The 13,460-nt window shown below is 68.1% G+C and carries 12 protein-coding genes; 2 read left to right on the top strand and 10 right to left on the bottom strand.

The genetic code is table 11. The features are described 5' to 3' along the window. The first annotated feature begins 71 nt into the window (after positions 1-71). Positions 72-527 carry a GNAT family N-acetyltransferase gene (locus tag AC3IPM_RS10865; protein WP_489299862.1) on the top strand — a complete coding sequence of 152 codons (456 nt, stop codon included), beginning with the start codon at positions 72-74 and terminating at the stop codon, positions 525-527. 182 nt (positions 528-709) lie between these two features. Then, positions 710-1,180: a hypothetical protein gene (locus AC3IPM_RS10860; protein WP_489299861.1), complete on the top strand. Its 471-nt coding sequence runs from the start codon at positions 710-712 to the stop codon at positions 1,178-1,180. A 65-nt stretch (positions 1,181-1,245) separates the two neighbouring features. Here the strand turns inward: AC3IPM_RS10860 and AC3IPM_RS10855 are convergent, their stop codons facing one another. From AC3IPM_RS10855 to AC3IPM_RS10810, 10 genes are all read right to left on the bottom strand, one after another. Continuing rightward, positions 1,246-1,887 (bottom strand): hydrolase, encoded by a 642-nt coding sequence (locus tag AC3IPM_RS10855; RefSeq protein WP_489299860.1) that lies wholly within the window; start codon positions 1,885-1,887, stop codon positions 1,246-1,248. Beyond that, positions 1,877-2,758, bottom strand: coding sequence for a pirin family protein (locus AC3IPM_RS10850; RefSeq protein ID WP_489299859.1), 882 nt, complete (start codon positions 2,756-2,758; stop codon positions 1,877-1,879). Before AC3IPM_RS10850 ends, AC3IPM_RS10855 begins: the two co-directional genes overlap by 11 nt. 179 nt (positions 2,759-2,937) lie before the next feature. Continuing rightward, on the bottom strand, positions 2,938-5,907 hold the full coding sequence (locus tag AC3IPM_RS10845) for a TonB-dependent receptor (protein WP_489299858.1): 2,970 nt from the start codon (positions 5,905-5,907) through the stop codon (positions 2,938-2,940). A gap of 105 nt (positions 5,908-6,012) precedes the next feature. Further along, positions 6,013-6,960 carry a FecR domain-containing protein gene (locus tag AC3IPM_RS10840; protein ID WP_489299857.1) on the bottom strand — a complete coding sequence of 316 codons (948 nt, stop codon included), beginning with the start codon at positions 6,958-6,960 and terminating at the stop codon, positions 6,013-6,015. Continuing rightward, positions 6,957-7,478: a sigma-70 family RNA polymerase sigma factor gene (locus AC3IPM_RS10835; protein ID WP_489299856.1), complete on the bottom strand. Its 522-nt coding sequence runs from the start codon at positions 7,476-7,478 to the stop codon at positions 6,957-6,959. Before AC3IPM_RS10835 ends, AC3IPM_RS10840 begins: the two co-directional genes overlap by 4 nt. 66 nt (positions 7,479-7,544) lie before the next feature. Further along, positions 7,545-8,912 carry a serine hydrolase domain-containing protein gene (locus AC3IPM_RS10830; RefSeq protein WP_489299855.1) on the bottom strand — a complete coding sequence of 456 codons (1,368 nt, stop codon included), beginning with the start codon at positions 8,910-8,912 and terminating at the stop codon, positions 7,545-7,547. 141 nt (positions 8,913-9,053) lie between these two features. Further along, positions 9,054-9,710 carry a DUF2968 domain-containing protein gene (locus AC3IPM_RS10825; RefSeq protein ID WP_489299854.1) on the bottom strand — a complete coding sequence of 219 codons (657 nt, stop codon included), beginning with the start codon at positions 9,708-9,710 and terminating at the stop codon, positions 9,054-9,056. 142 nt (positions 9,711-9,852) lie between these two features. After that, on the bottom strand, positions 9,853-12,018 hold the full coding sequence (locus AC3IPM_RS10820) for a TadG family pilus assembly protein (protein WP_489299853.1): 2,166 nt from the start codon (positions 12,016-12,018) through the stop codon (positions 9,853-9,855). A 19-nt stretch (positions 12,019-12,037) separates the two neighbouring features. Next, positions 12,038-12,514, bottom strand: coding sequence for a DUF3613 domain-containing protein (locus AC3IPM_RS10815; RefSeq protein WP_489299852.1), 477 nt, complete (start codon positions 12,512-12,514; stop codon positions 12,038-12,040). Then, positions 12,511-13,458 (bottom strand): tetratricopeptide repeat protein, encoded by a 948-nt coding sequence (locus tag AC3IPM_RS10810; RefSeq protein WP_489299851.1) that lies wholly within the window; start codon positions 13,456-13,458, stop codon positions 12,511-12,513. Before AC3IPM_RS10810 ends, AC3IPM_RS10815 begins: the two co-directional genes overlap by 4 nt. Positions 13,459-13,460: the final 2 nt, after the last annotated feature.

The following is a 13,460-nucleotide window of genomic DNA, read 5'->3' as shown; positions in this document are numbered from 1 at the left end:
GCCCGGGCTATCGCGGTCCTCCATGGCGTGGCATGGTCGGGATCGGATCACTGCCTGAAGGACACTGCTGGATGCCTGTTGCCTACCGCCACGCCGTACCCGCTGATGCGGCCGCCTGCATCGACCTGCGCGGGCGCACCCGCGAAAACGCGTTCTCGGCCGAAGCGCTGGCGGCGCTGGGCATCACCGTGGAGAGCTGGGCGGCCGGCGTCGCCGACGGCAGCTCGCCGGGCCATGTGGCGCAGGTCGAGGGGCGCATCATCGGGTACTGCTTCGGCGATCGCGACAGCGGTGAGATCATCGTGCTGGCGATGCTGCCGGAATGGGAAGGCAAGGGCATCGGCAAGGTGTTGCTGGCGCGGATGATCGAGGATTTTCGTGGCTGGGGCTTCCCGCGGCTGTTCCTCGGTTGTGCGGCGGATCCTGCAGTGCGCTCGTATGGTTTCTATCGACACCTGGGCTGGCAGCCGACCGGTGAGATCGATGCGCTGGGCGACGAAGTGCTGGAGCTTCCGCTGGCCGGTTGATCGCTCAGTGCCACTGCGGGTGTGCATTCCCCGCAGGTGACGGTAGGCAAAAGGCGTGTCGCTGAGGGAACGCCCAACCCGTCACGGTTGCCGTTCACGCCACGCGCGACGCTGACGGCAGTTCCGGGAGATGGCCGATGTTGTTGCGATGCTTCCGCTTGTCGATGTGCCTCTGCGTCGGGTTGCTGCTGGCGCTGCCCACCGCTGCGGCTGCGGCCGCGCCGCAGGTACAACAGATCCACAAGTGCAGGGTCGATGGCGTGGCCACCTTTCAGCGGCATGCCTGTGCCGAGGGCCAGGCCGAGCAGGTCTGGGAGGTGGACGTGGTCCCGGTGGAACACCGGCACGCGGCACGGATCGAGGCGATACGCCGCGAACTGCAGGCGCGCAAACGGGCGCTGGAGGCGCAACGGGCACCGCCGCTTCGGCAGCGACAACGGCAACGATCCCCCCGCGCGACGGAGCATCGCGGCACTACGTCCGCGGTGCGGGCGCGTGCCCCACCGGGCGCGGTGATCTCCTTGCACCATCAGCCGCGCGCCTGCGAACGTGCCCGGCACCAGCGTGAACGTGCCTATCGGAAGGCCGGCCTGAAGCGCAGTCTGGCCCTGAGCCGGCGGATGGATGACAGCGTCTTCGATGCCTGCCGTTGACCCTGCCGGTACGGGGCAGGGCCAGTGCGATGCAGGCGCCGACGCGCGACGCCTGCACGCTGCGCTTACTCGGTGCGGTCGTAGGAGAACTGAATGCCTGCGGTGCCACCGGTCTGGATGAAGAGGTCGATGAACGCCGGCACCGTCTCGCTGCGGTTCCAGTCGCGCTGCAGTTCGCAGAACAGCTGGGGCACGCTGATCAGCTGTGCACCGGCCTGCTCGATGCGGCGTAGCGCGGCCTCGTGCGCGGCCAGCGAGGTGCCGCCGACGGCATCCACCACCACGTAGACCTCATAGCCTTCCTTGAGCGCGTCCAGCGCCGGGAAGGTCAGGCAGGCCTCGGTCCACAGCGCGGTCATGATCAGCTTCCTGCGGCCGGTGGCTTTCACCGCCTCGCGGAACTCCACATCCTCCCAGGCGTTGATGGTGGTGCGGTCGTAGGTGGGATAGTCGCCCAGCACCTTGCGCAGCTGCGGGATCGGCGGTTTGTTGAGGCCGGTCTTGACGTTGACCGTGGAGTGCACGATCGGCAGGCCGTAGGCCACTGCAGCCTTGGCGGCGCCGACGATGTTGTTGACCAGCAGCTGGCGGTCCATCGAGGCGATGGAGTTCACCTGCACGGGCTGGTAGTCGATGATCACGAAGGCGGCGTTCTGCGGGGTCAGCAGGTGATCGGTGTTCGGGTCGCGGACGGGTTCACTGGACATCGGAAGTCTCCTGGATGCGGCCGAACTGGCCGCTGTTGAAATCGTTCATGGCCTGGGTGATCTCGGCCTGGCTGTTCATCACGAACGGCCCGTAGCCGACAATCGGTTCGTCGATCGGGTCGCCACTGAGCAGCAGCACCGTGGCGTCGGTGTCGGCATCGAGCTGCACATCGCCGCCCTGCCGGTCCAGCATCACCAGCTGCGCCTCGCGGGCCTCCTGCTGGCCGTTGATGCGGACCACGCCCTTGAGCACCACCAGCGCCAACGTACGGCCGTCGGCCACCTCGAACGTGGTGCCATGGCCCTGGCGCAGCCGCACATCCCACACATCCATCGGGGTGAACGTGCGGGCCGGGCCGGGGTGGCCGCGGTAGGCGCCGGCGATCACCCGCACATGGCCGGCATCGCCGGGCAGTGCCACGTTCGGGATGTCCTGGTCGAGCAGGGTCTGGTAGCCCGGCGCGGTCATCTTGTCGCGTGCGGGCAGGTTGACCCACAGCTGCACCATGTCCAGCGTGCCGCCGCTGCGGCTGAAGGCGGGCGCATGGTATTCCTCATGCAGGATGCCGGCACCGGCGGTCATCCACTGCACATCGCCCGGGCCGATGCGGCCACCGGCGCCGGTGGAATCGAGGTGTTCGAGCTCGCCTTCGTAGACGATCGTGACGGTTTCGAACCCCCGGTGCGGATGCTGGCCGACGCCCCGGCGCTGGTCGGTCGGAGCGAACGCGTACGGGCCGGCGTAATCCAGCAGCAGGAACGGGCTCAGGTGCTGGCCGTGGGTGTTGTAGGAGAACATCGAGCGGGCCGGGAAACCATCACCGACCCAGTGCGGACGGGGGGCGCTGTAGACGCCGAGGACCTTCTTCATTGCCAACTCCATCCCGGGTATGCCGGGGCTGTTTCTGTTGGCAATCACGATAGATCTGCGCCGAATCCTGCGGTAGTCGGCGGAATGTGGCCTGAGCGTCCTACCGGGTGAACGATGCAGGCAGGCCGGGGCTGTCGCTGGGACGGCCCCGGCCGGGTGTCATACCCGGGGCGCGGGGCTTAGAAGCGCAGGGTGACGTTGAGGCGGGCGGTGCGCCCGGGGCCCGGCATCAGGCTCATCGCCAGCGGGTCCAGGTAGTAGGTATCACGCACGTTGTTGACCACCAGTTCCAGTTCGGCCTGGTCGTTGAAACGGTAGCTGGCGTAGACGTCGTAGATGGCCGTGGGCAGGTAGATGGTCTGCAGGCCGGTGGAGCCGGTGGTGTTCCACGGCTTGTCCAGTTCGTGGGTGGGGCCGCTGTTGTAGATCCGGCGCACGCCGGCATCCAGGCGGCGCTCGAACAGGCGCACGCCGAGCGTGGTGTAGATCGCGTACTTCGGCGGGTTCTGGGCATTGACGAATGAGGTGCCGAAGCCACCATTGACGCAGTCCGGGGTGTTCTCCAGCTTGGACCACTTGGCGTACGGATCATTGCGCAGGGCGGCGGCGGTGGCCGCATCGCAGGTGCGGGCGCGCTGGTAGTAGCTGGCCGACAGATCCACGTAGACGATGCCGGTGTCATAGCCCGATTGCAGCTCATAGCCGGACACCAGGTAGCGGTCGACGTTGACCACGTTGAAGCCCCAGTTTTTGGAATCGAACACGCGGGTGATCTGGTTTTCCACGTCGTTCTTGAAGTAGGCCAGCTTGAACGCGAACCGGTCGCCGTCGCGCCACAGATCACGCTTGAGCATGCTGTAGCCGATGTCCCAGGCGCGGTTCTTTTCCGGCTTCAGGTCGCGCGTGGGCATCGAGGTGGAATTGCCCACGGTGGACTCGAACAGCCCCGGCATTTTGTAGCCTTCGGCGTACTTGATGTAGAAGAAGCTGTCCGGATCGAGGAAGAAGCTGGCACTGGCATAGGGAGTGAAACCCTGGCCGCTGCGCTGGAAGGGCTCGGCGTAGTTCCAGGCGGTTGGAATCTGCTTGGTGTAGAAGCCCATCTTGCCGCGCGGGTCGGGCTGGAAGCCGTTGAAGTCATACGCCTCGCCCAGTGTCTTGTCGCCATACGGAGTGGCCCGCAGCGAGGCGTAATCGTACTGGCCGTTGGCATTGGGGAACCATTCCTTGTACCAACCCGGCAACAGGGTGCCGTCCTTGCTCAGCCGCGCGAAGGTGTAGGGCTGATCGCGTGAGGCGGCGACCGAGGCGATCCGGTTGCGGTCACGGCTGCTGTAGTCGATATAGCGGCCGCCTGCGGTGAGTGAGAGCCAGTCGGTGGGCTTCCATTCCAGCGAGGCCACCGCACTGGCTTCCTTGCGCACGCCACTGCGCAGGTAGCGGTTCCTGGTGTAGTCCACCGCGAGCACCGGTGAATCCGGCGCGGTGTCCTCATGCTGGAACGACGCGCCATAGCGCCAGACCAGTTCGCCGGCAGCGGTGAACTGGCGCGAGGTGTTGGCCACGTCCAGGCCCCAGCGCGCGCTTTCCACGTCCGAGCGCAGGCCCGGGCCATAGCTTTCGCCCAGGGTGTCGGGCATGCCGTCGCCGGGGTATTCCTTGAACAGCGGTGTGTTGACCAGGTTGGCGTTGAACATGCGGCTGTTGGCCTGGGTGAACCACAGCGTGCTCTTGAGGTCGATCAGCGACTGGTCCTGCGGCTGGTAGCGGTGGCGCAGTGAGACGGCGTTGATGCGCATCTTGCCGGGCTCGAACTGGTACATGGTGTTGGCTTTGTCGACGTAGGTGACCCACTCATTGGACTCGCCCACGCGGCCAATTGCCGAGGGCATGATTTCGCCGAAGCTGGAGTCGTAGTAGCGGTAGGTTGCCTCCACGGCGTGGTCGTCATTGGGCCGCCAGGTCGCCTTGAGCAGCAGCGATTCGTTGTCGGTGTGCGTGTTGAGCACTTCATCGCCGCCATGGAACAGGTCCGAGACCGACTGACTGGTCATGCCGGTGCCGCCGCTGGACAGGTTCTGGTTGTCGTAGCGGTAGGCCTTGTCCTCACCGGAGAAATAGTTGCCCTGCTTGCGTCGCGCATACGCGGCGACCAGGTCGTAGCGCTCGCCGCGCAGCGCGAAGGCCAGGCTGCCGGACCAGTCGTTGGGAGAGGTGAGGGCGTTGCGGTGCTCGCTGCCGCGCGCGATCTGCTTGAACGCGTGGCCGCGGTCGATGCTGTTGTTGGCCAGGCCACCGCGCAAACGGAAGCCCCAGTCGTGGCCCTCGCGCAGGATGTCATCGGGCTTGAGGGTTTCCATGCTGACCACGCCGCCGATCGCGCTGGCGGCATTGGCGGCCAGGCTGGGGCCCTTGCCGATGGTGACGCTGCTGATCAGGTCCGGGTCCAGGTAGCTGCGCTGCTGCACGCCGGCATAGCCACGGTAGACGTCGATGGATTGCTGGCCACCGTCGATGATTACTGGCACCCGTCCCTGGCCCTGCAGGCCGCGGATGTTGACGTCGATGGCGCCGCCGTTGCGCCCGTCGGCGGTGTGTACGCCGACGGTGCCGGCGAGGATGTCGCTGGTGGACTGGCCGCGGAAGCGCTCCAGCGTCGGACGGTCGATGTGCACGCTGGAGCCGGCATCACGGAACACCTGGTCGGCCGCGGTGAAAGCATCGGTGGCGGCGTGGGTGCTGTCGCCGGGCACGCGCAGCGGCCCCATGCTGACGGCCCCGGCGGCCGAGGCGGCGCGCAGGATGGCGCCGCCGCGGGCGTCGTAGTGCACGCCCAGGCCAGTACCGGCGAGCAGCTGCTGCAGGGCCTGGGCAGGCGTGTAATCGCCACGCAGACCGGCGCTCTGGCGGTTGCGGGTCAACGCGGCATCGGCGGCGACGCTGACCCCGGTCTGGCTGGCGTAACGGGTCAGCAGCGGCGACAACGGACCGGCCGGCAGATCGAAGTGCTGCAGCTGCTGGGCGCTGGCGGCGTCCTGCGCGGCCACGCGCAACGGCAGCAACAGGGGCGACAGGCACAGCGCGGCCTGGATGGCCAGGCGCAGGTGCGAGGCACGGGGCAGGGAGGGGCGAACGGAAGGACGGGACATCGACAACACCTGGATGGGAAAGGGCGCCCGCACTGGGGGCTCATGGGGAATGCCCATCGAGATCGAAAAAAGGGAACCGCCGCGATCGATACCGTGACGTCAGGCTCAGGCCGGTACCAGCGTCACCCACCACGGCAGGATCCGTTCGACCCGCACCGGCAGCACCGCCGCGATCAGCTGCAGCGCGCGATCGCTGTCATCCAGCGGCAGCGCCGCCACCAGCTGCAGATCGGCCACGCGCGGATCGCAGCCGAGATGACCGCGCCGGTAGCGGGCCAGTTCGGTGACGACCCGCTGCAACGGTTCGGCATCGGCCAGCAGTTGCCCACCCAGCCAGGTGCCCCGCAACGGATCGGCGCTGCTGGCCGGTTCCACCGTGTCGCCATGGAAGCGACGCTGGCTGCCGGCCTCGACCATCACCGCGGGCGCTGCGCTGGGGCGCAGCACGACCTGGCCCTGGTAGACATTGACGCGCGCCGCCGCGCCGTTCAGACACACCGAAAAGCGGGTGCCCAGCGCCTGCAGCTCGCCCAGTGGCGTGCGTACCTGCATGGGCCGTGACGGGGACTGACGATCGGCGGCGGTCTGCAGCAGCAGCTCGCCCCGGTGCAGCACGATGCAGCGCTGATCGGCGGTGTAGTCGATGTCGGCGGCGCTGTCGCCATTGAGCCAGAGCGTGCCGCCATCGGGCAGGGTCCAGCGCCCGGTGCGGGCGAAGGCGGTGCGCTGCGCGGCCTGCCAGTGCTGCATCGGCAGCTGCTGCAGGCCGAGCAGGGACAGCCCGGCCACGCCAAGGACACCGCCGATCTGGCGCAGGGCGCGCCGGCGTGCGGGGCGCAGCCCGGTGAGCGCCTGCTCGGTGGCGGCCGGGGAAAGCGTGGCGAAGCGGTCCCACACCTGTTGCACCTGCTGCCAGGCCACGCGGTGCTGCGGGTGCGCGTGCAGCCAGTGCTGCCATTGGCGCTGACGCAGCGGGTCGGGGGCCTCGCCGTGCAGCTCGGCAAACCAGTGCGCGGCCTGCTGCAGGCAGGCGTGTTGTTCGGCCGGGCTCATGCCGCGGCCGGGTCCTGCTGCAACTGCAGGCAGTGCAGCATGGCCTGGGCCATGTATTTCTTGACCATGCGTTCGGACACGCCCAGGCGCTCGCCGATTTCGGCGTAGCCCAGCCCGGACAGACGCGCCAGCAGGAACGCCCGGCGCGGGCGTTCGGCCAGGTGGCGCAGCATGCGTTCGACCGCGTGCAGCAGTTCCAGTGCCTGCGCGCGTTCCTCGGCGGAGGGGTGCACCGGCTCGGGCTGCAGCGCCAGGGCGTCCAGGTAGGCACGTTCGAGGTCGGCGCGGCGCCAGTGGTTGACCATCAGCGCGTGCGCGATGGTGCTCAGGTAGGCGCGCGGCAACCTCAGTTGGGCCGGGTCCACGCGCTTGGCCAGCAGGCGCAGGAAGGTGTCCTGGGTGAGATCGGCGGCGGTGTCGGGGCTGCGCAGGCGTTGGCGCAGCCAGGACAGCAGCCAGCCATGGTGCTCACGGTAGAAGCCGTCCAGGCGCTGGCGCGCCGAGGGGGCCGAGGACATGCGCCGACACTCCGTACAAATGCGAATGGGTCGCATTATACATACGTGAAGGCGCGGTGGTGGCGGTCAGGGCGAGCGCGAGATCAGGTACTGCGCCAGCGCCTCGAACGCGGGCAACGTAGTGGGGTCGTTGGCGCTGTTGCCGGCCGTGGGATGCGAGCCGAAGCGCGCGATCACCAGCTTGGCGGCCGGGTCGATGTACAACGCCTGGCCGTGCACACCGCGCGCCATGTAGGCACCGTGCGCGTTGTGGGTGTTCCACCACATGCCGCGATAGCTCCAGCCAGGCAGCAGGCCATAGCCGGCCTTGGCGAAGGCGCGCTTGTCACCGCCGGCGCGGATCCGCGCGATGGCCGCCGCCGGTATCCGCTGTTCACCATCGATGCGGCCGTCGTTGCGCAGCAGTTCGCCGAAGCGCGCCAGGTCGCGCAGCCCGGCATTGAAGCCGCCACCGGCGAACGGCGTGCCGGTGGAGTCAACGGTGTAATAGGCATCCTGTTCGGCACCCAGGTGCTGCCAGATGCGCTCGGACAACAGCGTGGACACGGGCTTGCCGGTGCGCCGGGCGATGATCCAGCCCAGTGCATCGGTGTTGATGGTCTTGTAGCCGAACGCCGCGCCATGGCGGCCCTGCTTCTGCACGGTCTGCAGGTATTCGAAATAGCTGCGCGGGCCCTGGTAGCCGGCCGGTGGCGGCAGCGTGCTGCCCGCGGCGGAATACTGCCAGACCTCGGCGTTGGGATCGGCGTAGTCCTCGCTGTAGCGCAGCGCGGTGGTCATCTCCAGTACCTGCCGGACCGTGGCATCGCCGAACGCGCTGTTGGCCAGTTCGGGAATGATCGCGCCGACGGTTTCGTCCTCCTTGATCACACCTTCGGCGACCAGCATCTCGCCGAGCAGGCCGGTGATGGATTTGGTCACCGACATCGCGCCGTGCTGGCCCTGTGCATCCAGGCAGCCGGCGTAGCGCTCATACACCACCACGCCGTCGTGCAGCACCACGATGCCATCGGTGTAGTTGGCCTGCAGCGATTGTGCCCAGGTCATCGGCGCGGTGCCGTTCAACGGGGTAAAGGTGAGCGCGTCGATGCCGCTGTCGAGCTGCTGCGGCAACGGTGTGGCTGCACCGGCACCGCGGCTGACGCCCACGGTCGGCATCAACTCGCGGAAGTGGCAGGCCGTCCAGCGCAGCTTGGGGAAACTGAAGTAATCGCTGTCGGTGTAGCGGATGCGTTTGGCCTCGGGCGGCGGGAAGCCCTGCATCCAGCCCAGCGTGCGCGGGTCGGAGGCCTGCGCATCGAGCGGCGGCGAGGTGGCGCTGGCGGTGTGCAGGGCCCCGGCCAAGGTCAGGCCGGCGAGCATTGCAGCAGTGCGTCGCGTGCGCGGGAGCGTGACTTCGGCGGCGCGGCGGGTGTCGTCCTGATCATGGGCCATGGCGCTTTCCTGTGTCCGTGGTGCGGGCATGCCGCAGGACTGCAGGGTACTACGGACACCAACGACAACGTCCGCAGCGTGCGCCGCGGACGTTGAAGGAATGCCATGTGGTGCTGGCCGAAGCCCAGCGCCGCGTTGCGCTTACGGGTTGCCGGGTTCGCCAGCCGGTGCCGGCGGCGGCGATGCAGCCGTTTCCGGCGCGGGCAACGCGGTTTCCGGGTTGCCCTGCTGGGCCTGCAGCACCTGGATGCGCTGGTTGAGCGCATCGAGCTGGCTGTGCGTGCTGCGCAGGTCGGTGCTCAACGAGACGGCCTGCTGCTTGGCCTGCTGGATCGAACTGCTGACCTGCAATGACTGCTGGCGCTGCAGCTCGGCTTCCTGCTGCAGGCTGCGCAGCCGCTGTTCGTTGAACGCAACCAGATTCTCGGTATAGCGCTTGCCGGCTTCCAGGCGCGTGGTGTCGATGTACACCTGGGCCAGTTCTTCGGTCTGCTGCACGAAGGTACGGTAGACCTTCTCGGCGTTCTCGACCGAATCGGTCTTGATCACGCGCCAGAAGTCCTTGTCGTGGAACAGCGCGGCGTAGTAGTTCAGCGTGCTGGTGTTGAACAGCAGGCTGGCACCGTAGCTGCCGTTGTAGGTGGTACGCAGTTCGGTGAGCTGCTGCGAATCCATCAGCTGGCGCAGCTCATCCACGGTGTTGCGCACCACCGGTGCGGTGCGCGGTGCGGGCGCGGTCTCGCCCTTCGGCGCGCGCGCGGCCAGTGCCTGCGGCACCACGCCCAGCGTCAACAACATCAGGCTGCCGGCAAGCACACGCCGGCTGGCGGAAACAACCGCTTTTCTCTCTCGCATCATCAGGCCGTCCACGAATGGCGCATCGGTGAAAGTTCGTCTGTGAAATCCAGTCCCCGCCGCAGTCTAGCATGCACCGCCACGCTCAATAGACCAGCTGCGCGGGGGTGCATTGCACGGCCTGCAGGTGGACATCGGTGCGGCCCAGTTCCAAGCCCAGCACCAGCGCCAGGGTCTGCGTGAGCAGGGTGCCGACGCCATTGAGCAGGGGCTTGAGCAGCCCTTCCAGCACCGGTCGCAGCAGCACGCACAGCAGCCCGCTGCAGGCCACGCTGTTGGTGCTCGGGTCCAGCACGCTGCCGCTGCCCTGGTGGTTGTCGAGCACGCCGGCCGGAGCGGTCTGCATGTAGGACGCCAGGTTGCCCTTGACGCAGCTGTTGTAGGCCAGCAGCGTGCTGACCAGGCCACTGCAGCGGTTGATCACCAACCCGCCCAGCACGGTGCCAAGCAGGCCATCCAGCACCCCCAGGCCCTGGCCGGTCACCACGGTGCGGTAGCCGTCCCAGGCCGAGCCGTCCTTGTAGCAGGTCACCAGCCCCAGCAGCCCGCAGGCAAAGGGCACGCCGTTGTGGACCTGCCAGTCGCCGAACGGCTCGATGCCCTGCGCAGTGGAGCCGTTGCGCAGCAGGGCGATGGTTTTGTCGACGTCGTACAGGCCGTTGCCCGGGTTGGCCGCCTTGAGGAACTTGTCAGCCAGCTGGTTGGCGGTGTCGCTGGTGCCCATGCCTTTGGAGGCGGGATTGAGCACGCCACTGAGCACACGCAGCAACTGGCTGACCAGGTCGTTCACCGCCGTGCCGATCTGCGCGCCGTTGATCCAGGTCGAGCGGGTTTCGCCCGGGGCCAGCGTGACCGCTTCGGAATGGGTGAGCGCGTTGAGCTTGATCTGGTCGTTGATCAGCGGGGCGCCGAGCAGGGTCAGCAGTTGTTCGTTCTGCAGGCTGGCATCGCAGACGTTGCGGGTGGAGAACTTGCCGCTGTCGGCCACTTTGCCCACGCAGGCGCGCAGCACCGAGGATTCCACCTGGATGGTGGCGGTATGTGGCTGTGCGGCGCACTGCAGCGAGGTGAGCGTGCCCATCGCGTTGGTGACATCGGCGTAGATCGGCAGGTGCAGGCGGATACCGAGCGCTGAAAGCACCTTGCCCAGGCCGAGCAGCAGGTTGTTGCTGTCGATGTCCAGGTTCACCCGCACCTGCGCGTTGTAGGCACGCGCGCCGACACCGCCAATGGCGATCGAGGGCGGCTCGATGATGGCCGCACGCGCCTGCACCAGCCCCAGCACGTTGAGGTTGTTGACCGCCACGCCGTTGCCGCTGTTGGCGATGCTGATGCTCGTGGTGATCAGGTCCAGCGCATTGACGTCGGCCTGCAGCGCGGCCGCGGCGGGGCCGTCGGGCGCGACCACGCGCGCGAAGATGCCGCCGGTGGTGTCGCTGCTGCCCAGCTGCAGGTTGAGCTTGTTGAGGTCCACCTTGGCGGCGAGTGCGTTCTTCAGGGCGGTCAGGTCGACGTTGGCGACGCCGTTCTGGGTGAGCACGTTGGCGGTGGCGTCGAGCAGCTGGCCGAGCGAGATCGTCCGGCCCGCCAGCAGGGCGTTGAACTCGGCGATGCCGATGTTGGCATCCACGGGAATGCCGAGGGCCTGCAGCAGACCACCGGGGGTGATCTTGGCCTGGGCCAGGCCGTCGTAACCGAGCAGGGTGGTCTGGTCCAGGTCCACGCCGACCAGCCGCAGCACGCTGCCCAGGGGGGTATTGCCGTTGACCCGCAGCAGCTGCGAGCCGACGCTGAATACCGCCAGCGGCGGCGCGCGCGTGGCCACGGCTTGTGCGCGGACCGTGGGCAGGCTCTGGTTCTGGCCGAAGAACGGCAACACCGAACGTTGCGCGGTGACCTTGACCGCGTTGACTGGCTTGGCGGCGTCGACCAGGAAATGGTCGGCGCTGGTATTGACAGGGTTCCAGTCGCCACACTGGATGGCCACGGTGCCGGGGAACTGGTTGGCGGTGACTGCGTTCTGGCGGGCGGCGCTGTTGTCGGTGCGGTTGGCGGTGCACAAGTCCAGCCGCTGCGCGCCGGCCAGTGCGGACAGGTCAGCGATCTTCTGTACATCGCGCTTGGCCCAGTACAGGTAACCGATCTCCACCAGGCCGAGCATGGTCAACAGGCCGATCATCACCAGCATCATCGTCACCGACATGCCACCGCGCTGGCGCGTGTGCACCGATGGCTGGAGGGGGCGTGGCATCCGTGACGTGTTCATGGGTTCAGTCTCCGCTGCCGGACCCGCTGCCACTGACGTCCTTGCGCACGCTGTGCTGCAGGTATTCGGGAATGGGATGGGTGAAGCTCTCGAGGTAACGCGCGTAGCTGGCCGAGGCCTGGTCGCCGAGGATCGGCAGACGCGGGCCGGCCTGGGTGCCGCTGGCCTGGAGCTGGAGCAGGGCACGGGTGGTATCGCCGATCTGCGGTTTCGCCGACGCCGGTCGCGGTGTTTCGTAGGCCGGCGGTGGGACATAGGGCGCCGCGCGGGGGTTGTCTTGAACGGCGGTGACCGGTGCGACCGGATCACGCGCCGGCAGGGCGGCATTGGGCTCGATCCGGGCAGGGGCGGGGGCGGGCGCGGTCTCGCCGAGCATCTGCCCGGTCAACGGGCGCTGCTGGGCCTGCGCTGCGCCGCAGGCGGCCGCCAGTGCGAGCAGGACGGTGGTGGACAGCACGGCAAGGCGGGCGGAGGGAATCATGGGGTGCTCTCATTGGCGTGGTCGGGTCCACCGAAGCGTTCCAGCATTGACGGCGCAAGACGGGCATCGCCGCGCGGGGCGCGCGCGGATTCCACCGCGACCGGTACGCGTGCACGGTCGACGCTGCGGTTGTCGCGCACGTTGACGGGAGCGGGGTGCTCCGGGGCGGGCGTCGTGGGCACCGACGCGCTGGGCAGGGATGCTGCCGTCGCCGCTGCAGTGGGTGCCGGTGTGGGTGTAGGGGCCGGTGTCGGCGGTGGTGCGGGCTGGCGCAGCTGCTGGGCCAGGCGCTGGATCTCTTCGCGGGCCGGGGCGGGCAGTGCCGCGCTCTGCATGATCCGCTCGGCCATCGCGGTGTCGTTGCGCAACAGCGCCCAGACCGCGAGGTTGGCGTTGGCCTTGACGTTGCCCGGGGCCAGTTCGGCGGCCTTGGCCAATGGTTCGCGGGCCTGATCGAGGTGGCCGGCGCGCAGTCGGGCGAAGCCCAGGTCGCCGAGGAAATCGGTATTGAGCGGCTGCAGCTGCACCGCGCGCGCCAGCGCCTGTTCGGCCTGGGCGGCATCGTTGCCGCGTGCGGCGATCAGGCCCCGCCCGTGCCAGGCCGCGGCCGCCTGTGGGCCGCTGCTGAGCGCGGTGTAGAGCGCCTGCGCGGCGGCCACCTGGCCGGTTTCGCGCAGGGCGTCGGCCTGCAGCAGGCGCAGGGTGGGCACATCGCCGTAGCGCTGGCGATACGCCTCCACATGCGCCAGCGAGGCGTAGTACGCCCCTTGCCGCTGCATCTGGACGATCAGTTCCAGGTACATGCCCTTGTCGTCCTGCGCCGGCTTCTCCGGCGGGGCCAGGCTGACCGGGTCGGTGCGGTAACCGTTTTTCATGGTCGTGCAGGCCGCGCACAGGGCGACGGCGATCAGCAGCAGCCCGCAGCGCAACGAAGGATTCGGCATGG

Source organism: Stenotrophomonas sp. GL_111 (genome assembly GCF_057835245.1).
Note: the sequence above shows the minus strand (reverse complement) of the source record. Positions and strands in the feature narration are given on the sequence as shown.